The sequence below is a fragment of the Streptomyces deserti genome (assembly GCF_054782695.1).
The window spans coordinates 109,732-135,451 of the sequence record NZ_BAAGRZ010000010.1 but is presented as its reverse complement, the minus strand read 5'-3'; the positions used below and the strand labels follow the sequence as shown (position 1 = coordinate 135,451).

General features: G+C 70.4%; 20 protein-coding genes. 11 read left to right on the top strand and 9 right to left on the bottom strand.

Features of this window, described 5'->3' with window-relative positions; translation table 11 throughout:
• Nucleotides 1-507 (bottom strand): MarR family winged helix-turn-helix transcriptional regulator, encoded by a 507-nt coding sequence (locus tag ACYVMZ_RS19225; RefSeq protein ID WP_461081179.1) that lies wholly within the window; start codon nt 505-507, stop codon nt 1-3.
• A gap of 163 nt (nt 508-670) precedes the next feature.
• Here ACYVMZ_RS19225 and ilvA point away from each other — a divergent pair, with 163 nt between their 5' ends.
• The 3 genes from ilvA to ACYVMZ_RS19210 all read left to right on the top strand — a co-directional run bounded on the left by ilvA (nt 671) and on the right by ACYVMZ_RS19210 (nt 3,902).
• Complete coding sequence (gene ilvA, locus ACYVMZ_RS19220; protein WP_461081177.1) at nt 671-1,900, top strand: threonine ammonia-lyase; 1,230 nt, start codon at nt 671-673, stop codon at nt 1,898-1,900.
• A gap of 182 nt (nt 1,901-2,082) precedes the next feature.
• Entirely contained in the window at nt 2,083-3,060 is a 978-nt protein-coding gene (locus ACYVMZ_RS19215; protein ID WP_461081175.1) for an ATP-binding cassette domain-containing protein, read from the top strand.
• Complete coding sequence (locus ACYVMZ_RS19210) at nt 3,057-3,902, top strand: ABC transporter permease (protein ID WP_461081173.1); 846 nt, start codon at nt 3,057-3,059, stop codon at nt 3,900-3,902. The genes ACYVMZ_RS19215 and ACYVMZ_RS19210 overlap by 4 nt, the downstream gene beginning before the upstream one ends.
• Nucleotides 3,903-3,959: 57 nt before the next feature.
• Here ACYVMZ_RS19210 and greA read toward each other — a convergent pair whose 3' ends face one another.
• Entirely contained in the window at nt 3,960-4,457 is a 498-nt protein-coding gene (gene greA / locus ACYVMZ_RS19205; protein WP_461081171.1) for a transcription elongation factor GreA, read from the bottom strand.
• Between the two features lie 179 nt (nt 4,458-4,636).
• The gene (locus ACYVMZ_RS19200; protein ID WP_461081169.1) at nt 4,637-5,035 is read right to left on the bottom strand and encodes a DUF4307 domain-containing protein; all 399 of its coding nucleotides are present in this window, start codon (nt 5,033-5,035) and stop codon (nt 4,637-4,639) included.
• Between the two features lie 169 nt (nt 5,036-5,204).
• On the opposite strand from ACYVMZ_RS19200, the gene mca reads away from it, so the two are divergent.
• Together mca and ACYVMZ_RS19190 are read left to right on the top strand one after the other, a co-directional pair.
• The gene (gene mca / locus ACYVMZ_RS19195; protein ID WP_461081360.1) at nt 5,205-6,065 is read left to right on the top strand and encodes a mycothiol conjugate amidase Mca; all 861 of its coding nucleotides are present in this window, start codon (nt 5,205-5,207) and stop codon (nt 6,063-6,065) included.
• Nucleotides 6,058-6,369, top strand: a complete 312-nt coding sequence (locus ACYVMZ_RS19190; protein WP_461081167.1) for a hypothetical protein — start codon at nt 6,058-6,060, stop codon at nt 6,367-6,369. Before mca ends, ACYVMZ_RS19190 begins: the two co-directional genes overlap by 8 nt.
• A gap of 111 nt (nt 6,370-6,480) precedes the next feature.
• Here the strand turns inward: ACYVMZ_RS19190 and ACYVMZ_RS19185 are convergent, their stop codons facing one another.
• Nucleotides 6,481-9,681: a tetratricopeptide repeat protein gene (locus ACYVMZ_RS19185; RefSeq protein ID WP_461081165.1), complete on the bottom strand. Its 3,201-nt coding sequence runs from the start codon at nt 9,679-9,681 to the stop codon at nt 6,481-6,483.
• A 264-nt stretch (nt 9,682-9,945) separates the two neighbouring features.
• Between ACYVMZ_RS19185 and ACYVMZ_RS19180 the strand changes: the two genes are divergently transcribed.
• The 5 genes from ACYVMZ_RS19180 (at nt 9,946) to ACYVMZ_RS19160 (ending at nt 18,669) form a co-directional block, all read left to right on the top strand.
• Nucleotides 9,946-11,979, top strand: a complete 2,034-nt coding sequence (locus ACYVMZ_RS19180) for a thioredoxin domain-containing protein (protein WP_461081163.1) — start codon at nt 9,946-9,948, stop codon at nt 11,977-11,979.
• A gap of 138 nt (nt 11,980-12,117) precedes the next feature.
• On the top strand, nt 12,118-13,395 hold the full coding sequence (locus ACYVMZ_RS19175) for a glycosyltransferase (RefSeq protein ID WP_461081161.1): 1,278 nt from the start codon (nt 12,118-12,120) through the stop codon (nt 13,393-13,395).
• Nucleotides 13,392-15,056: an ArnT family glycosyltransferase gene (locus ACYVMZ_RS19170; RefSeq protein ID WP_461081159.1), complete on the top strand. Its 1,665-nt coding sequence runs from the start codon at nt 13,392-13,394 to the stop codon at nt 15,054-15,056. The genes ACYVMZ_RS19175 and ACYVMZ_RS19170 overlap by 4 nt, the downstream gene beginning before the upstream one ends.
• The gene (locus ACYVMZ_RS19165; protein WP_461081157.1) at nt 15,053-16,267 is read left to right on the top strand and encodes a glycosyltransferase; all 1,215 of its coding nucleotides are present in this window, start codon (nt 15,053-15,055) and stop codon (nt 16,265-16,267) included. Before ACYVMZ_RS19170 ends, ACYVMZ_RS19165 begins: the two co-directional genes overlap by 4 nt.
• Complete coding sequence (locus ACYVMZ_RS19160) at nt 16,264-18,669, top strand: galactose oxidase-like domain-containing protein (RefSeq protein ID WP_461081155.1); 2,406 nt, start codon at nt 16,264-16,266, stop codon at nt 18,667-18,669. Before ACYVMZ_RS19165 ends, ACYVMZ_RS19160 begins: the two co-directional genes overlap by 4 nt.
• A gap of 142 nt (nt 18,670-18,811) precedes the next feature.
• On the opposite strand, the gene ACYVMZ_RS19155 is transcribed toward ACYVMZ_RS19160, so the two are convergent.
• The 3 genes from ACYVMZ_RS19155 to trhA all read right to left on the bottom strand — a co-directional run bounded on the left by ACYVMZ_RS19155 (nt 18,812) and on the right by trhA (nt 21,242).
• Entirely contained in the window at nt 18,812-19,543 is a 732-nt protein-coding gene (locus tag ACYVMZ_RS19155; RefSeq protein ID WP_461081153.1) for a Mut7-C RNAse domain-containing protein, read from the bottom strand.
• 33 nt (nt 19,544-19,576) lie between these two features.
• A complete protein-coding gene (locus ACYVMZ_RS19150; RefSeq protein ID WP_461081151.1) occupies nt 19,577-20,209 on the bottom strand; it encodes a TetR/AcrR family transcriptional regulator in 633 nt (210 codons plus the stop codon).
• Nucleotides 20,210-20,528: 319 nt separating this feature from the next.
• Nucleotides 20,529-21,242: a PAQR family membrane homeostasis protein TrhA gene (gene trhA / locus ACYVMZ_RS19145; protein WP_461081149.1), complete on the bottom strand. Its 714-nt coding sequence runs from the start codon at nt 21,240-21,242 to the stop codon at nt 20,529-20,531.
• A gap of 324 nt (nt 21,243-21,566) precedes the next feature.
• Here trhA and ACYVMZ_RS19140 point away from each other — a divergent pair, with 324 nt between their 5' ends.
• A complete protein-coding gene (locus ACYVMZ_RS19140; RefSeq protein WP_461081147.1) occupies nt 21,567-23,396 on the top strand; it encodes a phosphoenolpyruvate carboxykinase (GTP) in 1,830 nt (609 codons plus the stop codon).
• A 535-nt stretch (nt 23,397-23,931) separates the two neighbouring features.
• Here ACYVMZ_RS19140 and ACYVMZ_RS19135 read toward each other — a convergent pair.
• Entirely contained in the window at nt 23,932-24,366 is a 435-nt protein-coding gene (locus ACYVMZ_RS19135) for an SCO4983 family protein (RefSeq protein WP_461081145.1), read from the bottom strand.
• Between the two features lie 111 nt (nt 24,367-24,477).
• Entirely contained in the window at nt 24,478-25,689 is a 1,212-nt protein-coding gene (locus ACYVMZ_RS19130; RefSeq protein ID WP_461081143.1) for a pyridoxal phosphate-dependent aminotransferase, read from the bottom strand.
• Between the last annotated feature and the right edge of the window lie 31 nt (nt 25,690-25,720).

Here is a 25,720-nt window from a genome sequence, read left to right as displayed (position 1 = left end):
TCAGGACGGCGACTGCGCCTCCGGCCCCGGCACCCCCTGCGCCGACATCCGGGCGGACAGGGCGGTGTTGAAACGCGTGAGCAGCGTGCAGAACGCCGCACGCTCCTCCGGAGACCAGTCGTGGGTCAGCTCGGCCATCAACTGACGCCGCGAGGACCGCACTTCCTCCAGCCGTGCCTGCCCGCGCGGGGACAGCTGCAGCACCACCGCCCGCCCGTCCTCGGGGTGCGAGGTCCGCTTGACGAGCCCGGTGTCGACCAGCGGAGCCACCTGACGGGTGACCGTCGACGAGTCGATCCCCATGCTCGCGGCGAGCGCCTTGACGCCCATCGGGCCTTCCTTGTCGAGGCGGTTGAGCAGCAGGTACGCGGCGCGGTCCATGGAGTTGCGCACCTGCCCGACCCCGCCGAGCCGGGTCTGTTCGGCACGGCGTGCGAACACCGCCACCTCGTGCTGCAGCGTGTCGAGAAGACCGGTGTCACCGACGGTCGTCATGTCCATCGACATTTCAGGCGTTGTGGGCATGGCCGGGGGCTCACTTCGTGGAGGGCTGGCTGATTGGGGGACAGGGTACGCGGCCCGGCGGCGGGCCGTACCGGCGCTGCGCAAAGCGGGTCTCGGAGGTTGGTCACAACCGCCCTTCCGGCCTGTGAACTGCGATGCTTGAGTCATGAGCTACAGCACGGCTGACTCCTTGCGGCCCGTCACCCTCGACGACGTGCGCGGCGCCCAGAAGATGCTCTCGGGCGTGGCGCGGGTGACCGCGATGGAGGGCAGCAGGCACCTGTCCCAGCTGGTGGGCGCGCCGGTGCACCTCAAGTGCGAGAACCTCCAGCGGACCGGTTCCTTCAAGTTGCGCGGCGCGTACGTCCGGATCGCGGGACTGCTGCCGGAGGAGCGCGCCGCCGGTGTCGTCGCGGCGAGTGCCGGCAACCACGCGCAGGGCGTCGCCCTGGCGTCGGCGCTGCTCGGCGTGCGCTCCACGGTGTTCATGCCGAAGGGCGCCCCGCTGCCGAAGATCAGTGCGACGAGGGACTACGGCGCCGAGGTGCGCCTGCACGGCCACGTCGTCGACGAGACACTGACCGCCGCCAAGGAGTACGCGGCCGAGACGGGCGCGGTGTTCATCCACCCCTTCGACCACCCCGACATCATCGCGGGCCAGGGCACGGTGGGCCTGGAGATCCTGGAGCAGTGCCCCGAGGTGCGCACGATCGTCGTCGGCATCGGCGGGGGCGGGCTGGTGGCCGGGATCGCGGTCGCCGTGAAGGCCCTGCGGCCGGATGTGCGGATCGTGGGCGTCCAGGCGGAGGGCGCGGCGGCGTATCCGCCCTCGCTGGCGGCCGGGTGCCCGGTGTCGATCGAGAACCCGGCGACGATGGCCGACGGCATCAAGGTCGGCCGGCCGGGCGATGTGCCGTTCGGCATCGTCGGCGATCTGGTCGACGAGGTCCGCACGGTCACCGAGGACGAGCTGTCCGCCGCGCTGCTGCTGTGCCTGGAACGGGCCAAGCTCGTCGTCGAGCCGGCCGGGGCGAGCCCGGTCGCGGCGCTGCTGAGCGCGCCCGGCGGCTTCGAGGGGCCGGTCGTCGCGGTGCTGTCCGGCGGCAACGTCGACCCGGTGCTGATGCAGCGCGTCCTGCGGCACGGCATGGCCGCGCAGGGCCGCTACCTGGCGGTCCGGCTGCGCCTGACGGACCGGCCGGGTGCCCTCGCGACGCTTCTCGGGGTGTTGTCAGTGGTCGACGCTAACGTCCTCGATGTGAGCCACGTACGGACCGACCCACGGCTCGGGCTCACGGAGGCGGAGGTCGAGCTGCACCTGGAGACGAAGGGCCCGGCGCACTGCGCCGAGGTCAACCAGGCCCTGCGCGACGCGGGTTACACGGTCATGAGCTGACCGGGGCCGCGTCAGGACCCTGGGTCAGGACTCCTTCGTGGCTTCCTCGTCCCCGCCCGGAAAATTCGATTGAGAGACGCGATACATCGCGTTATGGTGTGTCCGTGTCGCATGACCATTCGCATGACCATTCGCACGAACAGTTACATGGCCAGTAATCCCCGACGACGTGGAGAACTTATATGCCAGGCGCCATCTATGCCGAAGGTCTGGTGAAGACCTTCGGTGACGTAAGGGCTCTGGACGGCGTCGACCTCGAGGTCCCCGAGGGAACGGTCCTGGGCCTGCTCGGACCGAACGGCGCGGGCAAGACGACCACCGTCCGCTGCCTGACCACCCTGCTGCGGCCCGACAGCGGCAGGGCGGTCGTCGCGGGCCTCGATGTCCTGAAGCAGCCCGACGCCGTACGCCGCTCCATCGGCCTGTCCGGCCAGTTCGCGGCGGTCGACGAGTACCTGACCGGCCGCGAGAACCTCCAGATGGTCGGCCAGCTGTACCAGATGAAGGCGAAGGCGGCCAAGGAGCGTGCGGCCGAACTGCTGGAGCAGTTCAACCTCACGGACGCCGCCGACCGCCCCACCAAGACCTACTCCGGCGGCATGCGCCGCCGCCTCGACCTCGCCGCGGCCCTGGTCGTCTCACCGCCGGTGATGTTCATGGACGAGCCGACGACCGGCCTGGACCCGCGCAACCGCCAGCAGCTGTGGGACGTCATCAAGCAGCTGGTCTCCGGCGGCACGACGCTGCTGCTGACCACCCAGTACCTGGAGGAGGCCGACCATCTCGCGCACGACATCGCGGTGGTCGACCACGGCCGGGTCATCGCCAAGGGCACCTCCGACCAGCTCAAGGCCCGCACCGGCGGCGAGCGCGTCGAGGTCGTCGTGCACGAGCGCGAACACATCCAGGCCGCCTCCGAGGTGCTGAGCGGCTTCGGCAAGGGCGAGACCACGGTCGAGGAGCACATGCGCAAACTCACCGTGCCCGTGACCGGCGGCGCCAAGCTGCTCGCCGAGGTGATCCGCGAGCTGGACACCCGCGGCATCGAGATCGACGACATCGGCCTGCGCCGCCCGACGCTCGACGACGTGTTCCTGTCCCTCACGGGACATGTGGCGGAGGCCAAGGACGAGGAGAACGGCAAGGAGGCCGCCAAGTGAGTGCCGTCAGCGACGCCGTGCCGGTCACGGCACCCACCAACCCCGTCAGCCAGTCGATCCGGGACTCGCTGATCGTCGCGAAACGCAATCTGATCAGAATGTCCCGGATTCCGGAAATGGTCATCTTTGGGCTCATCCAGCCCATCATGTTCGTGGTGCTGTTCAGTTACGTGTTCGGTGGCTCCATGAACATCGGCGGCTCCACGGACTCCTCGGTCTACCGCGAGTTCCTGATGGCCGGCATCTTCGCGCAGACCGTCACGTTCGCCACCGCCGGAGCGGGCGCGGGCATCGCCGACGACATGCACAAGGGCCTCATCGACCGCTTCCGCTCACTGCCCATGGCGCGCGGCGCGGTGCTCACCGGGCGCACGCTCGCCGACCTCGTGCAGACCGCGCTCACGCTGTTCGTGCTGGCCCTGGTCGCCCTGCTGGTCGGCTGGCGCACCCACACCTCCGTCGGCGAGGTGCTCGCCGCCTTCGGGCTGCTGCTCCTGACCGGCTACGCGTTCACCTGGATCGGCGCGGTGATCGGCCTGTCCGTCCGCACCCCCGAGGCGGCCACCTCGGGCGGACTCATCTGGCTCTTCCCGGTCACGTTCATCTCGAACGCGTTCGTCGACTCGGAGCGGATGACCCCCTGGCTGCGCCACATCGCCGAGTGGAACCCGTTCAGCGCCACCGTCCAGGCCAGCCGGGAGCTCTTCGGCAACCCCGGTGTCTCGCCCTCGGACGCCTGGCCCATGCAGCACCCGGTCTGGGCCTCGTTGATCTACTCCGTCCTGATCATCGTCATCTTCCGGACCCTGGCGGTGCGGAAGTACCGCTCGGCATCGGCATGACAGAGCCCCCGGCACCGCATGGATGCCGGGGGCTTCGTCAGGAACGTGGGGGCCGGGTCAGCCGGTGTACGGCTCGGCCTTGAGGATCCGCACGGAGGCCTTCTTGCCGTTGGGCAGCTCGTACTCCGCGTCCTCACCGACCTTGTGGCCGATCACGCCGGTGCCCAGCGGGGACTGCGGCGAGTACGTCTCGATCTCGGCGCTCGCGTACTCGCGGGAGGCGAGCAGGAAGGTCAGCGTGTCGTCCTCGTCGCCGTCGAAGGCGATCGTCACGACCATGCCGGGCGCCACCGCACCGTCGGCCGCCGGCGGCTCGCCGACCTTGGCGTTCTCGAGGAGCTGGGTCAGCTGGCGCACACGGAGCTCCTGCTTGCCCTGCTCCTCCTTGGCCGCGTGGTACCCGCCGTTCTCACGCAGGTCGCCCTCCTCGCGCGCGGCAGCGATCTTCGCGGAGATCTCCGCGCGCGCGGGACCAGTAAGGTACTCAAGCTCAGCCTTGAGCTTGTTGTACGCCTCCTGGGTCAGCCAGGTGACGTTCTCGCTGGTCTGGGTCACAGGTGCTCCTCGTAGGTACTGGGAATACAAAGCATCGCCCTACCCAGAAGCATGTTCCTTCATGGATGGGCGAAACCACGAGCCTAACAATTCGCGGGCTGAAGGGGGAGGACATAAGCCATGAGATTCACGTCAACGCAGGTCAGCTGCTACGTATTCCCGGTGACGTCCGGCTCGCGTCAGTCGGCGTGGCAGCCGAGCAGCTCGGCCGTCGTGCCCGGGGAGGTCGTACGGAGCGTGACGACCTTGTCGATACGCGAGGCGTTCCCGTCGAAGCGGAAGTCGGCCCGGCCCACCTCGGCGCCGTTCTCGGCCTGGGAGCGCACCGTGCAGTAGCCGCTCGCCCCGGCGTCCTTGTGGACCTCCAGGTGCACCTTCACCGCGTCCTTCGACAGGTCGAAGCTGATCACCTCGGCGCTGATCTTGTTCTGGCCGACGTAGTGGTAGCCGAACCAGCCGACCAGTGCGAGCAGCGCCACCGCCAGGACGGCGCCGACGACCTTCAGGGTGCGGTCGGCGCGCTCGTCCGAGGAGCGGCCGTAGCGGCCCTCGGGCGGTCGCGTGCTCACCGTACTCATGATCGTCCTCTCGGCCGGGCCGGGACAGGTGTCCCGAAAAGGGTCCCGGAGCCTGATCCCGGAATTATTCGCCCCCCGATTCGGTCACTATAGAAGCCGCCGATCGCACCCGGTCACGCCGGGGCGCCGACTTAACGAGGATTGAGTCTTGACTGACCAGCTGCGACTGATGGCCGTCCACGCCCACCCCGACGACGAGTCGAGCAAGGGCGCGGCCACCATGGCGAAGTATGTGTCCGAGGGGGTGGACGTGCTGGTGGTGACCTGCACGGGCGGGGAACGCGGCTCCATCCTCAACCCCAAGCTGCAGGGCGACACGTACATCGAGGAGCACATCCACGAGGTACGCAAGAAGGAGATGGACGAGGCCCGGGAGATCCTCGGCGTCAAGCAGGAGTGGCTCGGCTTCGTCGACTCCGGCCTGCCCGAGGGCGACCCGCTGCCGCCGCTGCCGGAGGGCTGCTTCGCCCTGGAGAACGTCGACAAGGCGGCCGGCGAGCTGGTGAAGAAGATCCGCTCGTTCCGCCCCCAGGTGATCACCACCTACGACGAGAACGGCGGCTACCCGCACCCCGACCACATCATGACCCACAAGATCTCGATGGTGGCGTTCGAGGGGGCGGCGGACACCGAGAAGTACCCGGAGGCCGAGTACGGCCCCGCGTACCAGCCGCAGAAGCTCTACTACAACCAGGGCTTCAACCGCCCCCGCACCGAGGCGCTGCACCAGGCGATGCTCGACCGGGGCCTGGAGTCGCCCTACGGGGACTGGCTCAAGCGCTGGGAGGAGTTCGGCATGAAGCAGCGCACGCTCACCACGTACATCCCCTGCGCCGACTTCTTCGAGATCCGCGACAAGGCGCTGATCGCCCACGCCACGCAGATCGACCCCGACGGCGGCTGGTTCCGGGTGCCGATGGAGCTCCAGAAGGAGGTCTGGCCGACGGAGGAGTACGAGCTCGCGAAGTCCCTCGTCGATACCTCCCTCCCCGAGGACGACCTCTTTGCGGGCATCCGCGACAATGCCTGACATGAGCGCAAGCGCAAGCCTGGCAATGACGCACCTCGTCACCTTCGCCAAGGAGGTCGACGAGGACAAGGTCACCCCCGGCGTCCTCGGTTTCATCGTCTTCGCGGCGATGGCCCTGGCGGTGTGGGGCCTGATGAAGTCGATGAATCGCCACATGGGCAGGGTCGATTTCACGGAGGCCCCGGACCCGAAGGCGGAGCCCGAGAACGCGGAGGCCCCCGCTCCCACCCCCGCCTCCGCCGAAGCTCCCGCCCAGGCGGCCCCCGGCGAGGCCCCCGGCCGGGGCAGGCCGCAGCAGGGCTGACGTTCTTCCAGGGAGGGTGAGGGCCTGCGCGCCGTGGCCGCGAGGCAGCGGCACGCGGCCCTCGGCGCTGTGTCGGTACGCGGTCCTCAGCGATGAATCGGTACGCGGTCCTCAGTGCTGTGCGGGCACCGGCACCCCCATGACCTCCCGCGCATGCCGGTTCGGGACCATCCCCAGCCGCCAGGCCTGCCAGCCCGCCTCCAGGTTCACCCCGCGCTCCAGCAGCAGCTGGTACGCCTCCACGTAGTCGTCCAGCTTCTCGTCCCGCAGTGGGTGCCCGGCCCGCGCCAGCTGGGCCAGCTCCTCCTGGGCCACCGCCGTACCGACCTCGACACCGCCCGGCGCCGCGTACGACAGGAGCGTGCAGCGCAGGAAGCGGGCCCAGTCCTCGCCGCGGCGGTCGCCGTACGACCTGAACAGGCCGAGGGCCTCGTCGCACAGGGCCAGTGCCTGGGGCGTGCGGGCGTTGCCCGCGTCCACGACCGCCAGTTCCAGACAGGTCCAGGCCTCCCCGTGCGCCACACCGATGCGCTGGAAGTCCGCGCGGGCGTCCACCAGCAGCTGCCGGGCGAAGCCCGAGTTGCGCAGGGAACCCGTCTGGGCCGCGCGCTGGTCGCGGGTCACCCGGGCCGAGTGGTGGCGGGCGCAGGCCAGGCCGTACACGTCGCGCATCCGCGAGAACATCGTCCTCGCCCGTTCCAGGTCGCGCACCGCCTGGTCCAGGTCGCCCGTCTCCTCCAGGGCCTGCCCCAGGTAGTACAGGGTCCACGCCTCGCCGCGCGCGTCCTCGTTGTCCCGGTGCCGAGCGGCCGCCTGACGCAGCTCCGCGACCGCCGGTGACGCGTCGCCCGCGACCAGGCGGGCCCGGGCCAGCTGGGTCAGGGCCCAGGCCTCGCCGCGGGCGTCGCGGGTACGGCCGTACAGGTCGAGGGCCGTGCGCAGCTCGGACTCGGCGCGCGGGACGTCGCCCATGCGCAGGTTCAGCTGGCCGAGCTGGAAGTGGGCCCAGGCCTGGCCGTGCAGGGACTCGCCCGCCCGGTGCAGGACCAGGGACTCGGTGAGCAGGTCCAGCGCCTCGGCCAGGTGGGCACGGTCCCGCTCCACCGCGGCCAGGGCGTGCAGGGTCCAGGCGCGGTCCGTGGCCAGCTCGGCCGGCGCCTGCAGGGCCAGCGCCTCCCGCAGCCTGGCCGCCGCCTCCGTGAGGTTGCCCTGGTGGTGCAGGGTGATGCCGAGGGAGCACAGCGCACGGGCCGCGCCCGCGTCGTGGTGGGCCTCCCGGTACAGGTCGACCACGGACGTCAGCGTCGTCCGGGCCTTGTCCAGTTCGCCCAGCTGACGGGCCGCGATGCCGGTGCGCCACTGCACCGAGCGGACCAGCAGGCCCTGGTCGACGGACTGGGCCAGTTCGCTGATCTCGCCCAGGCGGTACAGGTCACCGCGCAGCAGGCAGTAGTCGCACAGCGCGCCGAGCAGGTTCAGCACGGCGGCCTGGTTCACGCCCTCCGCGTGCCGCAGGGTCGCCGTGATGAAGCTGGACTCGTCGTCCAGCCAGCGCAGCGCCTCGTCCAGGGAGGTGAAGCCGTGCGGGCTGAAGTGGTCCGAGCGGGTCGACACGTTGCCGTCGACCAGGCGCAGCACCGAGTCGGCCAGCTCGGCGTAGGCCACGATCAACCGTTCCTGCGCCGCCGTGCGCTCGGCCGGCTCCTCCTCGTCGAGGAGGCGGGCCTGGGCGAAGCCGCGCACCAGGTCGTGGAGGCGGTAGCGGTTGTTGCGGACGTGGTCGATCAGGCCCGCGCGGGACAGGGCCACCAGGTGGCGGGTCGCCTCCGCCTCGTCCGTGGCCAGGAGCGCGGCGGCCGCTGCCGCGCCCAGGGAGGCGCGGCCCGCCAGGGCGAGGCGGCGCAGCAGCCGCCGTACGGTCTCCGGCTGGTCGGTGTAGCGCAGCCACAGGGCGCGCTCGACCGGGTCGACGGGGCCGTACGCGCCCAGGTCCGTGGCCAGGCCGCGCGGCGAGCGCGGGCCGAGCGACGAGCCCGCGATGCGCAGGGCCAGGGGCAGTCCGCCGCACAACTCCCGGATCCGGTCGGCGGATTCGGCGTCGTACGGCTCGGAGGCGTCCTGCGTGGCCGCGGCCAGCAGCTCCTCCGCGCCCGCCGCGTCCAGCGGGTCGACGGGCAGCTGGTGCACCCGCGCGGGCAGGTCCGCTCCAAGATCCAGCGGCTCCCGCGCCGTGACCAGCACCAGGCTGTCGGAGCGCTCGGGGACGAGCGTGCGGACCTGCTCGGGGTCGGAGGCGTCGTCGAGGACGACGGTGACCGGCAGGCCGGTCAGATGCTGGTGGTACAGCTCGCTCAGCCGCTTGACCTGCTGGTCCGGGGAGGACCGCTCGCGGAACAGCAACTGCTCACGGGGCGCGCCGAGCCGGTTCAGCAGGTGCATCAGTGCGTCCCGGGTGGACAGCGGCGGATCGCCCGGGCTGTCGGCGCGCAGGTCGACCACGCAGGCACCGCGGAAGTAGTCCTTCAGCTCGTGGGTGGCCCGCACGGCGAGGGCCGTACGACCGCTGCCGGGCTGCCCGTGCAGGACGACCACCGTCGGCTGGGTCTCCGTACTGGCCCGTGCCGCCTGCACCCACTGCCGGATCCGCGCCATCTCCTGCCGCCGGCCCGCGAACGGACCCGCCGGCTCCGGAAGCTGCCCGAAGGACTGTGCCAGCACACTCCGCCCCCGGGCCGCCGCGCTCTTGTCCACGCCTTTCAGCCGCGGCCCCGGCTTCTTCGGGCCGGTGGACGCGGCCAGCACCCGCTGCTGGTCCAGGAACGGCCGGATGCCCCGCACCTCCAGCGCCGTCAGCCACTGCAGTCGCAGCTGCTCCGGCCCGCCCGGCTGGCTCACCGCGCCCGCGCGGTGGTGGGCGGCGGGCAGATGGGAACCGACCACCTTCACCACGGTCGCCGCGGCGCCGACCACGCCCACCGTCATACCCGCGCCCAGCGCGGTCCCCGTGTCGGTGCCGAGGGCCAGGTCGGCGACGACGGCCGCGACCGCCGCCACCGCGGCCACCAGCAGCGGCGTCCCGGCACCCTCCCGGGCGTAGCGCTCCCGGAAGGTGAGCTGCCCGGCCTCCGCCTCGTCCAGGGCGCGCGTGTAGGCCTCGTACTCCTCGGCGGCCGTCCGCGCCATCGCGTCCAGCGCCCCACGCGCCCGCGCCAGCAGCACCTTGCCGTCGGTGCGCCCGCCCGACCGGCGCACCTCCTCCTCCACGGCCCGCACCAGCAACCGCTCGGCCTCCGCGCGATGACTGTCCCGCATGTCACGTCCCCCTCCGGCGGCAACGGCCGTCCCCGTTCGTCTCCTTGGTGGTCAAGTGTGCTGCGGACCGGGCGCCCTGGGGAGAGGGCCGAATCGTACGGCCGTGCGCTGTCCCAGCCCGGACCGGGTGTGCAGGGGCGGCTCGTCTTGCTCCCGGGCCCCCAGGACCGTTTGGAGGGCCGCCGGACTATTTGTCCGGAGTATGGTGACTTGGTCGATGGTGGGTGAGAACCCTGGGAACGGTACTGCGGCAGGATGGACCCCATGCCGAACCGACTGGCGAACGAGACGTCCCCGTACCTCCTTCAGCACGCCGACAACCCCGTCGACTGGTGGCCCTGGTCGGCCGAGGCCTTCGAGGAGGCGCGTCAACGGAACGTGCCCGTGCTGCTGAGCGTCGGCTATTCGAGCTGCCACTGGTGCCATGTGATGGCGCACGAGTCCTTCGAGGACCAGGCCACCGCCGACTACCTGAACGCGCACTTCGTGAGCGTGAAGGTCGACCGTGAGGAGCGCCCCGACGTGGACGCCGTCTACATGGAGGCCGTGCAGGCGGCCACCGGGCACGGCGGCTGGCCCATGACCGTGTTCCTCACGCCGGACGCCGAGCCGTTCTACTTCGGCACCTACTTCCCGCCCGCGCCCCGGCACGGCATGCCCTCCTTCCGGCAGGTCCTGGAGGGCGTGCACGCCGCCTGGACCGACCGGCGGGAGGAGGTCGCCGACGTGGCCGGGAAGATCGTGCGGGACCTCGCGGGGCGGGAGATCTCCTACGGCGACACCAAGGCCCCCGGCGAGCAGGAGCTCGCGCAGGCGCTGCTCGCTCTGACCCGGGAGTACGACCCGCAGCGCGGCGGGTTCGGCGGGGCGCCGAAGTTCCCGCCGTCCATGGTCGTCGAGTTCCTGCTGCGGCACCACGCGCGCACCGGCTCCGAGGGTGCGCTGCAGATGGCGGCGGACACGTGTGAGCGCATGGCGCGCGGGGGGATCTACGACCAGCTCGGCGGCGGGTTCGCCCGGTACTCCGTCGACCGGGACTGGATCGTGCCGCACTTCGAGAAGATGCTGTACGACAACGCCCTGCTGTGCCGCGTGTACGCCCACCTGTGGCGGGCCACCGGCTCGGAGCTCGCCCGCCGGGTCGCGCTGGAGACCGCCGACTTCATGGTGCGTGAGCTGCGCACCGCCGAAGGCGGGTTCGCCTCCGCGCTCGACGCCGACAGCGACGACGGGACGGGCAGGCACGTCGAGGGCGCGTACTACGTGTGGACCCCGCAGCAGCTGCGCGAGGTGCTCGGCGACGACGACGCCGAGCTCGCCGCCCGCTACTTCGGCGTCACCGTGGAGGGCACCTTCGAACACGGGTCCTCCGTGCTCCAACTGCCGCAGCAGGACGGGCTGTTCGACGCCGAGAAGACCGAGTCGGTCAAGGACCGGCTCCTTCAGGCCCGCTCCCGGCGTCCCGCCCCCGGCCGGGACGACAAGGTCGTCGCCGCCTGGAACGGCCTCGCGATCGCCGCGCTCGCCGAGACCGGCGCCTACTTCGACCGGCCCGACCTCGTGGAGGCGGCCGTCGCCGCCGCCGACCTCCTCGTACGGCTGCACCTCGACGAGCACGCCCGGCTGGCCAGGACCAGCAAGGACGGCCACGTCGGTGCCAACGCGGGCGTGCTGGAGGACTACGCCGACGTGGCGGAGGGGCTCCTCGCGCTCGCGTCCGTCACGGGGGAGGGGGTGTGGCTGGACTTCGCGGGGCTGCTCCTGGACCACGTCCTCACCGGCTTCACCGACCCGGAGTCGGGCGCCCTGTACGACACCGCCGCCGACGCCGAGAAGCTGATCCGCCGCCCGCAGGACCCCACCGACAACGCGGCCCCGTCCGGCTGGACCGCCGCCGCCGGAGCCCTGCTGAGCTACGCCGCCCACACCGGCTCGGAGCCGCATCGCACCGCCGCCGAGAAGGCCCTCGGCGTCGTCAAGGCGCTCGGGCCGCGCGTGCCGCGCTTCATCGGCTGGGGGCTCGCCGTCGCCGAGGCGGTGCTCGACGGGCCGCGCGAGGTCGCGGTCGTCGGGCCGTCGCTGGACGAAGACGGCACCAGGACCCTGCACCGCACGGCACTTCTGGGCACCGCCCCCGGTGCGGTGGTCGCCGTCGGCACCCCGGACGGCGACGAGTTCCCGCTGCTCGCCGACCGGCCGCTCGTGCACGGTGAACCGGCCGCGTACGTCTGCCGTAACTTCACGTGTGACGCCCCGACGACCGACCCTGATCGGTTGCGTGCGGTGTTGAGCACCTGAAGTCGCGAATAAGCGGAAACACGCTCTTTATCGGAACAGCCCCCGCGCTTCACACTTCCCCCTTAATCTCTGCACAGGGACGCGACGGGCGTGAACGCCCGTCGCGACGGGGGGTCAAGGGGATCTGGGGGGATCTGTTTGCTGACGTCTGTCTTCATCGCTGCCGTTTCACTGGCCCTGTTCTGGATGGCGGCGTTCACTCTGTGGTGGCAGATGCACGCCTGGCGCACGCCCGAGGTGCTCGCCTCCACCCGGTTCAGCAGTCCGGACGGCGGCGAGCACCTGTCGTTCTCGCTGCTGTTGCCGGCCCGGCACGAGCAGGCCGTGCTGGACCACACGATCCAGCGGCTGCTGGAGTCGAGCCACACCGACTTCGAGATCATCGTGATCGTCGGACACGACGACCCGGAGACCACCGCGGTCGCCGAGAAGGCCGCCGAACGCGACCCACGCGTCCGCGTCGTCGTTGACACGCACGAGAAGAAGAACAAGCCGAAGGCCATGAACACGGCCCTGCCGCACTGCCGCGGCGACGTCGTCGGGGTCTTCGACGCCGAGGACCAGGTCCATCCCGAGCTCCTCGCCCACGTCGACCACGCCTTCCGCACCACGGGCGCGGACGTCGTCCAGGGCGGCGTGCAGCTGATCAACTTCCACTCCAGCTGGTACAGCCTGCGCAACTGCCTGGAGTACTTCTTCTGGTTCCGCTCCCGGCTGCACCTGCACGCGCAGAAGGGGTTCATCCCGCTCGGCGGCAACACCGTCTTCGTCCGGACCGACGTGCTCCGGGAGGCGAACGGCTGGGATCCCCACTGCCTCGCCGAGGACTGCGACCTGGGCGTGCGGCTCTCCAGTGTCGGCAAGAAGGTCGTCGTCGCCTACGACTCCGACATGGTGACCCGGGAGGAGACCCCGGGCTCGCTGATGTCGCTGCTGAAGCAGCGCACCCGATGGAACCAGGGCTTCCTCCAGGTGTACCGGAAGAAGGACTGGAAGCAGCTGCCCACGTTCGGGCAGCGGTTGCTGGCCCGCTACACGCTCATGACGCCGTTCCTGCAGGCGTTCACCGGCATCGTCATCCCGCTGAACGTGGCGATCGCGCTCTTCCTGGACGTCCCCGTCGGCATCGCCTTCATCACCTTCCTGCCGGCCGTCACCGCCCTGGTCACCTTCGTCTTCGAGGTGGTCGGGCTGCACGACTTCGGCAAGCAGTACGGCCTGCGCGTCCGCTTCGTGCACTACCTCAAGCTCATCGTGGGCGGCCCCTTCTACCAGGTGCTCCTCGCCGGGGCCGCGGTCCGTGCCGTCTGGCGCGAGCAGCGCGGCCGCACCGACTGGGAGCTGACCAGGCACGTCGGCGCCCACCTGGGTGACGCCGCGGTGAGCCGAGACATCCGAGAGGACGTTCCCGCGTGACCTCCACTCTCCCCGCGGTGACCACGCCCAAGGTCCCCGCGCAGCGGCAGCCTGCGCCTCGTACCGGTTCGGCCCGTCGAACAGCAACGCCGCCGAGCCGGCTGCGCTCCTCCCGGTCCGACCTGATCCTGTGCGGTGTCCTCCTCGTGGCGATCCTCACCGTGCAGGGCTGGAACATCGCCGACTACCCGACGCTCAGCGACGACGAGGGCACCTACCTCGCCCAGGCCTGGGCCGTCCAGGAGGGCAGGGGCCTCGCCCACTACACCTACTGGTACGACCACCCGCCGCTCGGCTGGATCCAGATAGCCGCGCTGACCGGGATACCCGCGCTGATCAGCCCCGAGTCGATGACGGTGGGCACCATGCGCGCCGCGATGCTGGTGATCAGCGGCATCAGCGCGGTCCTCGTCTATCTGCTGGGCCGCCGCCTGGCCCTGCCCCGCTGGGCGGCCGGCCTCGGCATGGTGCTCTTCGGCCTCTCGCCGCTGTCGGTCGTGCTCCAGCGCGAGATCTTCCTCGACAACCTGGCGGTGATGTGGACGCTGCTGGCGTTCACCCTCGCCGCCTCCCCGAGCCGCCACCTCTGGCACCACTTCGGCGCGGGGATCGCCGCCGCGACGGCCGTCCTCACCAAGGAGACGATGCTCGTCGTCCTGCCCGCCCTGTTCCTCACCATGTGGCGGCACAGCCACAAGGACACCCGCAAGTTCGCCCTCACCGGCGCCATCACGGCGTGCACGCTGATCGGCTTCTCGTACCCCCTCTTCGCCCTCCTCAAGGGCGAGTTGCTCCCGGGCGGCGGCCACGTCTCCCTCTGGGACGGCGTCAAGTACCAGATGACGCGGCCCGGTTCGGGCTTCATCCTCGACCAGGGCTCGGGCTCCTGGGGCGTCCTGCAGTCGTGGCTGTACTACGACCGTGTCCTGCCCCTCGGCGGCCTCGCGGGCGCGCTGCTGCTGCTCGTCACCTGGCGCTGGTCGGTCACCGCCCGCGCCCTGGCCGGACCGGCCCTGGCGGTCGCGATCTTCGCCGCGCTGGCCCTGCGCCCCAACGGCTACCTGCCCGCGATGTACGTCATCCAGGCCCTGCCGTTCCTCGCCCTGGTCCTCGCCGGAGGCACCGCCTCCGTCGCCCACGGCGTGCTGCACCGCCGGCGCTCCGAGGCCGAGAAGCGGTCGGTCGGCGTGGCCCGGTACGCGCTCGCCGTCGTCCTCGCCCTCGCCGCCGGGGCGTACGTCGTACCGCGCTGGTACGACGGCGCCCGCACCGCCGTCACCGCCGACGCCAACGCCCCCTACCGGGCCGCCTCGAAGTGGCTGGCCACCGAGGTGGCCGAGCCGCGCGAGACCCGGGTCCTGGTCGACGACGCGATGTGGCTCGACCTGGTGCACGCCGGGTACCGGCCCGGGCTCGGCGTCATCTGGTTCTACAAGGCCGACCTCGACCCGGCCGTGACCAGGACGATGCCGCGCGGCTGGCGGGACATCGACTACGTCGTCGCCTCGCCGACCGTGCGGCGCGACGCGGTGGACCTGCCCAATGTCAAGGCCGCCATCGAGCACTCCGAGCCGGTCGCCGTCTTCGGCACCGGCGAGGACCGCATCGAGATCCGCCAGATCCAGCCCGAGAAGCAGCCGACCGCCGGAGGCACGCGATGAGCCAGGAGTCCACCGTCCCCGGCGAGCTGGGGGATCCGACCGTACAGGCGACCGTACAGGCGGTGGAGGTGCCCGAGCCGGGGGCCGTCACCATCGTGGTGCCGACCTTCAACGAGTCGGCGAACGTCAGGCAGTTGCTGCGTCAGATCACCGAGTCGGTGCCGTCCCGGCTGCCCTGCGAGGTCGTCTTCGTGGACGACTCCACCGACGACACCCCCGAGGTCATCCGGGACGCGGCGAAGGACTGCCCGTTCCCGGTCGCGGTCCTGCACCGGGACGAACCCGTCGGCGGGCTCGGCGGCGCGGTCGTGGCGGGCATGAAGGCGGCCTCGTCGGACTGGATCGTCGTCATGGACGGCGACTGCCAGCACCCGCCGTCCCTCGTGCCCGAGCTGGTGGCCACGGGGGAGCGGGCCAACGCCGGGCTCGTGGTCGCCTCCCGGTACATCAAGGGCGGCAGCCGGGCCGGGCTCGCGGGCAGCTACCGCGTCGCCGTCTCGCGCGGGGCGACCTGGCTGACGAAGTCGCTGTTCCCGCGTCGGCTGCACGGCATCAGCGACCCGATGTCCGGCTTCTTCGCGATCCGCCGCAGCGCGGTGACGGCGGAGGTCCTCCAGCCGCTCGGCTACAAGATCCTGCTGGAGCTGGCCGTCCGCAGCCGCCCCCGCACGGTCACCGAGGTGCCGTTCGTCTTCCAGGAGCGGTTCGCGGGGGAGTCGAAGTCGACCGCGCAGGAGGGCTTCCGTTTCCTGCGCCACCTGGTCGGGCTGCGGGCCGCCTCGCCGGTCGCGCGCATGGTGGGCTTCGGCCTGATCGGCCTGACCGGGTTCGTGCCGAACCTGCTCGGCCTGTGGGCGCTGACCGTGCTCGGCATGCACTACGTACCGGCCGAGATCCTCGCCAACCAGCTCGGCGTCGCCTGGAACTTCCTGCTCATCGAGCAGTTGCTGTTCCGCGAGCGGCGCCGGTACCGCAGCGGGTGGGACCGGGCCGGCCGGTTCGCGCTGCTCGCCAACGCCGACCTGGTGCTGCGCATCCCGCTGATCGCGTTGTTCGTGCACCGGTTCGGGATGGGGGCGCTGTCCGCCACCGCGCTCGCGCTGGTGACGACGTTCCTCCTGCGCTTCGTGGCGACCGAAGCGCTGGTCTATCTGCCGCGCAGGGACCGTGCGTCCCTGCGCGGGAGCCGCACCGCAGGGAGAGCCGTGTGAACAGAGGTCGTAGAAGAACCGCACTCCTGGCCGTGGCGGGCCTCACCGGAGGCCTGCTGCTGACCTCGCCCGAAACCGCCTCCGCCGCCAACCTCGTCAAGAACCCCGGCTTCGAGACCGCCGGCAGCGGCGACATGCCGTACTGCTGGGAGAAGTCCGGCTGGGGCGACAACGACTTCACCTTCTCGACCGTGAGCGACGCCCACAGCGGTGGCAAGGCCATGAGGGTCGAGCTGACCCGCCGTGCGGACGGCGACCGCAAGGCCCTGATCACCGAGTCCGCCGAGTGCGCGCCGGTGGTGACGCCGGGCAGGCAGTACGACCTCGGGCTCTGGTACAAGTCCACGACACCCGACACCTCCATCACCCTGTTCCGGCACGACACCACGGCCGGCTGGCAGTACTGGACCGACCTCAAGACGCTGGAGATGGTGGGAAGCTGGACGCAGGCCACGGTCCGCACCCCCGAGGTTCCCGCCGGCACCGACCGCATCAGCTGGGGTGTCTCCGTCTACGGCACGGGCTCCGCGACCACCGACGACTACACGATGGACCAGGTCGCCGACCCGGTCCCGCCACCGCAGTGCACCGGCACGGCGGACCAGTGCGCCAACGGCAAGTGGGACGTACTGCCCACGAAGAACCCGGTCCGCTCCATGCACTCCGTCGTCCTGCACAACGGCAAGGTGCTGCTCATCGCCGGCTCCGGCAACGACGAGTCGATGTTCGAGGCGGGCACGTTCACGAGCGCCGTGTACGACCCCGCGAACGGCTCGTACAAGGTCATCCCCACGCCCAAGGACATGTTCTGCGCCGGGCACGTGCAGCTCCAGGACGGGCGCGTGCTGGTGATGAGCGGCAACAAGGGCTATCCGACGGCGGACGGCAGGGTCGGCTACCAGGGCTACAGGGACTCGTACGTCTTCGACCCGGAGACCGAGACCTACACCAGGACCAACGACATGAACGACGGCCACTGGTACCCGTCGGCGACGATCCTCGGCAACGGTGACGTGATCTCCTTCGGCGGGCTGCGCGAGGACTCCACCGGCTCGGTGACCGCCGAGCGGTGGTCGGAAGCCGAGCAGCAGTGGCAGCCGACGTGGAAGGTCAACCAGACCTGGTCGTACTGGGGCCTGTACCCGTCGATGATCCTGATGCAGGACGGCCGCCTCTTCTACTCGGGCAGCCACGTCTTCGGCAACAACATCCCGGGCACGGGTTCGGCGATCTACGACTACGACGCCAACACGATCACCCAGGTGCCCGGCCTGCGGAAGAAGGACGAGCGGGACCAGTCGGCGAGCGTGCTGCTGCCCCCGGCGCAGGACCAGAAGGTCCTCACCCTCGGCGGCGGCAACATCGACTCCAACCCGGAGGCGAACCGCCTGACCGACATCATCGACCTCAAGCAGCCCGACCCGGCATACGTGGCCGGTCCGCCGATCCCGCAGGGCACCGTCGACCTCGGCAACGGCCCGGTCCCGCAGACCGGTGACCAGGGCAAGATGTACGTTTCCGCCGTACTGCTGCCCGACGGCAAGGTGCTGGAGACGGGCGGCGCGCTGCACAACCGGGCCAACCCGGTCTACGAGACGTCGCTCTTCGACCCGGAGACGGAGACCTTCGACCCGGTGGCCGTCGACCCGGAGGCCCGCGGCTACCACGCGTCGGCGTTCCTGATGCCGGACGGCCGCGTGATGACCACCGGCGACAACCCGGGCAACGGCACCTGGAACCACGACGTGTCGATCTACAGCCCGCCCTACCTGTTCAAGGGCCCGCGTCCGGCGATCACCTCGGTGATCGACACCGAGTGGACCTACGGCGACACCCAGCGGATCACCGTCGACCGGCCCATCGCCAAGGCCGAGCTGATCCGCCCGGCCGCCGTCACCCACTCCTCCGACCCGAACCAGCGGTTCGTGGACCTGCCGCTGTCGGTGGACGGCAACAATGTCGACCTGAACGTGACGAGCAACCCCAACCTGGCCCCGCCCGGCTGGTACATGCTCTTCGCGGTCGACGCCAACGGTGTGCCGTCGGTGGCCGAGTGGGTGCACCTGACGGGCCCGAAGGCCCTCGCCGCCACGGACGCCTCGGCACACGTCCACGACTTCGCCGACGACCTGAAGGGCAAGGTCGCCGGGCCCGGCGAGAAGCGGAAGGCGCAGAAGGTCAGCCCGGCCGTCTCCGGCTGCGACCGGCACTACGGCTCGATCAACGTGTGCGTCCCGACCGCGTTCCCGGCGGAGGTCAAGCCCACGACGGCCGCGCGCTGCACCTGGCTGAAGAAGAACGACTACGGCCGTCTGAAGGTCAACGGCAAGGACGACCCGCTGCGCCTGGACGCCGACAAGGACGGCATCGCCTGCGGGAAGGCGGACCTCACGCGCCGCTGAGGATCAGCGCGCCCAGCGTGAGCTGAGCGCCCCACCGCACGGCCACGGCCCCGGACCTGGCGTACCTCACCGGGTTCGGGGCCAGGTCCGTGCCGGCAGCCCGGCCGCGAGGGCCGTGCGGAAGAGGCCGTACGGGACGTACTCAACCGCCCTGAGTACCCATGATCAGCGCGCGCTCCACGATGGCCACCAGCTGCTCGTGGTGCGCGCCCTTCCAGTAGGCGCGGCCGCAGTCCCGGCACTGCGCGAACACCTCGTACGTGCGGTGCGTGCCGTGCTTCAGCTGATCGGCGACCTCCTCCTTGGAGGCCTCCTTCAGCAGTCCGTTGCAGGCGGTGCACCGCGTCCAGGGGCGCAGTTCGGGCCGGAACCGGTCCAGGACGTCACGGAGTTGCTCGTCGGGGCGGGTGCTGTAGACGAACGCGCCCGCCCACAGCTCGCGGCGGCGCAGCAGGCCCCGGTCGCGGCTGAGCATGACCCGCTTCTCGGCCGCCGACCGGGCGGCCAGCGCCGGGTCGCCGATGTCCGTCGACTCGTACGCCGTGTCCACGCCGAGCAGGCGCAGGCGGCGGGCCAGGGTGCCGAGGTGCACGTCGAGGAGGAAGCGCAGGGGAGCGCCGGGGACCTTCTGGGGGCGCTCGACGGCCCGTACGCACACCGACTCGCCGGCCGCCGGGACGTGCGAGACGGGCACCTCGCGGCCGTCCACGACCAGCGCCCCGACCTCGGTCAGCGGGACGCCGAGGGACTCGATGACGTGGCCCAGGGTGGAGACGCCGTCGGTGGCTGCCCGCATGGCGTCCGCCCGCCGGGCCTGGGGGACGAACAGGTGCAGCTCGGGGGCGAACTCGACGTGGATCTCGGGACCGTTCACGTCGTCAGGATGTCACGAGAGGGGGGTGCGGCCTCAGGGTTTCGCGGTGGGCAGGCCGTGTTCGAGGACGCCCAGGGCGCGGTCGAGGAGCTCGCGGATGTCGTCGCGGTGGCCGTTCTCGGCCCAGTAGGAGGAGACCTCCATGAGCCCGCCGACGACGGACATCGCGAACACCCGCACCTCCAGGCTGTCCGGGTCCAGCCCCGAGCGTTCCGCGATGGCCTGGCGGAGCAGCAGTCCGGTGGCCGACATGCTCTCGAACATCCGGGAGCGAACCGCGGGCACCTCGACGCCCAGCCGCGTCCGCAGCCGGGTCACCTCGGGTTCCTCCGCCAGGCTCAGGTCGAGGGCCTTGCGCATCACGTACCGCAGGGAGTCCGCCCACGACTCGTCCGCGGGCCGGGCCCGCAGCTCCTCCAGCATGACCGGGTCCCACTCGTCCGTGAGGACGATGTCCTCCTTGGTCGGGAAGTAGCGGAAGACGGTCGACGGCGACACCTCGGCCCGGTCGGCGATCTGCTCGATCGTCGTGGCCTCGTACCCCTGCTCCTCGATCAGCGCATACGTCGCGTCGCGGATCGCCTGCCGGGTCTTGATCTTCTTCCGCTCGCGGAGTCCGAGCTGCGGGCGGTCGGCGGGGGAGGAAGGGGTGCGTGCGGGCGTCATGAGGGTCATTCTCGGGCATCGGCCGACGGGGTGCCCATGTCCGGACCGGCTTGCGGAGTGGAGGGTTCCGATGTCTTCCGTGCCCTTTCCGGGGTCGGCGTGTTCGGCAGGAACGCCCCGGTCGGCAGCGCGGCGACCAGCGTCCCCTACATGGCCGGGACCCTCGAAGCCGAAGCCCACCCCGGTCACGGTCAGCCACAGCGCCAGAAAGTCGTGACAGTGACTATCAAAAAAATACCGAGAGTCAATCGATGGCCTTCTCCGGGCACAGAAAAACGGCCACGGCTGGAAGCCGTGGCCACGAAGGCTGAGCGCGGGCTTACCCGTGCTGGTACGCCACCAGTGAGATCCCCACGTAGTGCGCGATGAAGGCCGCCAGGGTGAAGGAGTGGAACACCTCGTGGAAGCCGAACCAGCGCGGTGACGGGTTGGGGCGCTGGAGCCCGTAGATCACGCCGCCCGCGCTGTAGAGGACACCGCCCACGATCACCAGGACCAGGACGGCGATGCCGCCGGTGCGCATGAAGTCGGGCAGGAAGAACACCGCCGCCCAGCCCATCGCGATGTAGCAGGGCGTGTAGAGCCAGCGCGGGGCGCCGACCCAGAAGACCCGGAAGATGATGCCGGCCGCCGCGGCGCCCCAGATGCCCCACAGCAGCCACTGACCCTTGGTGCCGGGCAGGAGCAGCATGGTCAGCGGGGTGTAGGTGCCCGCGATGATCAAAAATATGTTCGAATGGTCGAGGCGTCGCAGGATGCCGTCCATGCGCGGGCTCCAGTCGCCCCGGTGGTACAGCGCGCTCACGCCGAACAGCAGGCAGGCCGTCAGTGCGTAGATCCCGCAGGCGATGCGTGCCCGGGTCGAGTCGGCGAGGGCGGTGAGCACCAGGCCCGCGACGAGGACGGCCGGGAACATGCCGAGGTGCAGCCAGCCGCGGAGTTTGGGTTTGACCGGATGTGGCAGGTGGAGCGGCTGCGGACCGTGGCCGTCGGCCGGCGGGTCCGTGGGCGCGTCGGGGACGAACGCAGTCATGTATCGATGGTAGCTACGGAGCCGTAAGTCACGGATCCGTGGGGTGAATTGACTGGTCAAGAGTGGCCCACCTCTCACAGTCATCGATGGGCCGTCACGCAAAGAAACGGTCTGGTGAACACAACGTGCACGTAAAACGTCCGGGAAAACCGTGGCCATCGTCACGTCGCTCACCTGTGAGGTCCACTGGACAGATGGGCACTCTCGTCGGATGATCAAATGAGTGCGGTCGGCACCGGATGAGCGCCGAAGTTCAACCGTGAAGCATCCGGGTCGCAGCCCCCACGGGGCCTCCAACCAAAAACCCCTCATTTAGGAGCAATCGTGGCGCGCGACATCGCGGCTCCCACCGTCCCCACCAAGCACCAGGGTCTGATCTCGTGGGTCAACGAGATCGCCGAACTGACGCAGCCGGACAACGTGGTCTGGTGTGACGGATCCGAAGCCGAGTACGAGCGACTGTGTGAAGAACTTGTCCAAAAGGGCACCTTCCGGAAACTCGACCCGATCAAGCGCCCCAACTCCTACTACGCCGCCTCCGACCCCACCGACGTCGCCCGTGTGGAGGACCGGACGTTCATCTGCTCCGAGAAGCAGGAGGACGCCGGTCCGACCAACCACTGGAAGGACCCCGCCGAGATGCGGGAGATCTTCCAGGGCTCCGGTGGTGAAGGCGGCCTGTTCCGCGGCTCCATGCGGGGCCGCACCATGTACGTCGTGCCCTTCTGCATGGGCCCGCTCGGCTCGCCGCTGTCCGCGATCGGCGTCGAGATAACCGATTCGGCGTACGTCGCCGTCTCCATGCGCACGATGACCCGCATGGGGCAGGCCGTCCTGGACGAACTCGGTGACGAGGGCTTCTTCGTGAGGGCCGTGCACTCGCTCGGCGCCCCGCTGGAGCCCGGCCAGCAGGACGTCCCCTGGCCCTGCAACCGGACCAAGTACATCTCCCACTTCCCGGAGTCCCGCGAGATCTGGTCGTACGGCTCCGGCTACGGCGGCAACGCCCTGCTCGGCAAGAAGTGCTACGCCCTGCGCATCGCCTCCGTCATGGCCCGCGACGAGGGCTGGCTGGCCGAGCACATGCTGATCCTCAAGCTGACCCCGCCGCGCGGCGAGGCCAAGTACGTCGCCGCCGCCTTCCCGAGCGCCTGCGGCAAGACCAACCTGGCCATGCTGGAACCGACCATCCCCGGCTGGACGGTGGAGACGATCGGCGACGACATCGCCTGGATGCGCTTCGGCGAGGACGGCCGCCTGTACGCCATCAACCCCGAGGCCGGTTTCTTCGGTGTCGCGCCCGGCACCGGTGAGCACACCAACGCCAACGCGATGAAGACGCTGTGGGGCAACTCGGTCTTCACGAACGTGGCGTTGACGGACGACAACGACGTGTGGTGGGAGGGCATGACCGAGGAGCCCCCGGCCCACCTCACGGACTGGAAGGGCAACGACTGGACGCCCGAGTCCGAGACCCCGGCCGCCCACCCCAACGCCCGCTTCACCGTGCCGGCCTCGCAGTGCCCGATCATCGCACCCGAGTGGGAGGACCCCAAGGGCGTGCCGATCTCGGCGATCCTGTTCGGCGGCCGCCGTGCCACGGCCGTACCGCTGGTGACGGAGTCCTTCACCTGGAACCACGGCGTGTTCCTCGGCGCCAACGTGGCGAGCGAGAAGACGGCCGCCGCCGAGGGCAAGGTCGGCGAGCTGCGGCGCGACCCCTTCGCCATGCTCCCCTTCTGCGGCTACAACATGGGCGACTACATGGCCCACTGGATCGAGGTCGCGAAGGACAAGGACCAGTCCAAGCTGCCGAAGATCTACTACGTCAACTGGTTCCGCAAGAACGACGAGGGCAAGTTCGTCTGGCCCGGCTTCGGCGAGAACTCCCGTGTCCTGAAGTGGATCGTGGAGCGCCTGGAGGGCAAGGCCGAGGGCGTCGAGACCCCGATCGGCATCCTGCCGACCAAGGAGGCCCTGGACACCGACGGCCTCGAACTGGCCGACTCCGACCTGGAGTTCCTCCTCACGGTCGACAAGGAGGTATGGCGCGAGGAGGCCGCCCTGGTCCCCGAGCACCTCAACAGCTTCGGCGACCACACGCCCAAGGAGCTGTGGGACGAGTACCGCGCTCTGGTGGAGCGCCTGGGCTGAGACAGCCCGCCGAGTACTCCGCGGCCGGTCTACCGACAGTGCCCTGACCAGCAACATCGTCACGGCCGGCCGCGGTGACAGCACCGCATGTAGGCCGGGCCCCGCACAACGGCGTGCGGGGCCCGGCCTCACGTGCCCCCCTTGCTCGCCATCCGGGTCCAACGCGAGCAGTGCGGCGGACCAGCGAGGGGCCGGCAGCGCGGCCGGCAGCTCGGTCAGTTCCCCGAGCCTGCCGTGGGCGGCGGGTGGAGGGTGGAGGGCGGCGGGTGGCACGTCGACGTCCGTCAGGTACGTGCGCGCAGCCGGCCCAGGTCGCCGCGCAGCTCGTCCAGTTGGGCGGACGGGTCGGCGAAGTCGGACGGCGCGGGCCGCTCCGGCGGGGCGCCCAGCCGGTGGTGTCCTCGCCGTCCGCCATCAGCACGATCGACCCCCGGCCCGAGCCGACGCAGTGCATGGCACCCGGTCCGCGCGTCGCTGCGGGTGCACGCGGACCGGGGCCGTCAGAGGGAGCCCCGGGACGACCGGATGAGGGGGCTCAGTGGGATGCGAGTTCGCGCGGCTCCAGGGCCGCCGCGTGTGCGTCCATCCGCTCGGCGGCCAGGATCGCGGCCGCCGTGTCGGCGCGGGAGGCGGCGACGACCAGGGCGCGGCCCGCCAGCGTGTGTGCCCGGCGGTGCAGCGCCGTCACACTCGGCTCCCGCCGGGTGCCGCTCACCGTCGCCCGGGCCGTCGTACGCCCGCCCCTGAGCCGGGCCACCTGCTCGGCGAGCCGTTCGGCCGCCGCGTCCAGATCGGCCGACGGCTCCAGCGCGCGCAGCTCGTCCGTGACGGCGAGCAGCGCGGCGAGATGGCCCGCGAGCTGGATGTCCAGCTCTTCCTCACGCGAACGGTGGGGGAAGTCGGAGGGCTTGCCGGCCATCGTGCTGTCGACGGACCTGCGGGAAGACCCCGTGCGGATCGGTTCGTACATGAGATGGCCTCCTGAGTTCTACAGGAAACCATCCTAGCTTAGATTTCGTCTAAAGTTGAGTTGTTCACAAAACCGGACGCCGTGCACACGCAGCGTGAGCAAGCTCTCGTTTCACGGCTGGCTGTAGCCGTCCAGGAAGCGCCCGATGCGGCCCACCGCGTCCCGCAGGTCCGTGACCGTCGGCAGGGTCACCACCCGGAAGTGGTCCGGCTCGGGCCAGTTGAAGCCGCTGCCCTGGACGACCATGATCTTCTCGCGCCGCAGCAGGTCCAGGACCATCTGCCGGTCGTCCCTGATCTTGAACACCTTCGGGTCGAGGCGCGGGAAGAGATACAGCGCCCCCTTCGGCTTCACGCACGTCACGCCCGGGATCTGGGTCAGCAGCTCGTACGCCACGTCGCGCTGCTCCCGCAGCCGGCCGCCGGGCAGCACCAGGTCGTTGATCGTCTGCCGCCCGCTGAGCGCCGCGACCACACCGTGCTGGCCCGGCATGTTGGCGCACAGCCGCATGTTCGCCAGGATCGTCAGGCCCTCGATGTAGGAGTCGGCGTGGGCGCGCGGCCCGGAGATCGACATCCAGCCGACCCGGTAGCCGGCCACCCGGTACGCCTTCGACATGCCGTTGAAGGTCAGGGTCAGCAGGTCGGGGGCCACCGCCGCGGTCGGCGTGTGCGTGGCGCCGTCGTAGAGGATCTTGTCGTAGATCTCGTCCGAGCAGACCAGCAGGTTGTGGCGGCGGGCGATGTCGGTCAGGCCCTTGATCATCGCCTCGTCGTAGACCGCGCCCGTCGGGTTGTTCGGGTTGATGATGACGAGGGCCTTGGTGCGGTCGGTGACCTTGCGCTCCACGTCCGCGAGGTCCGGCATCCAGTCGGACTGCTCGTCGCAGCGGTAGTGGACCGCCGTGCCGCCGGAGAGGGAGACGGCCGCCGTCCACAGGGGGTAGTCCGGGGCGGGTACGAGGACCTCGTCGCCGTCGTCGAGGAGTCCCTGCATCGCCATCACGATCAGCTCGGAGACGCCGTTGCCGATGAAGACGTGCTCGACGTCCGTCTCGATGCCGATGGTCTGGTTGTGCATGACGACCGCCCGGCGCGCGGCCAGCAGGCCCTTCGCGTCGCCGTAGCCGTGAGCTGTCGAGACGTTGCGGAGGATGTCCTCCAGGATCTCGGGCGGACACTCGAAGCCGAACGCCGCCGGGTTGCCCGTGTTCAGCTTGAGGATGCGGTGACCGGCAGCTTCCAGCCGCATCGCCTCCTCGAGCACCGGGCCCCGGATCTCGTAACAGACGTTGGCGAGCTTGGTCGACTGGATCACCTGCATGTCTGGGAGCTTACGGCCCGGTAATGCCGCT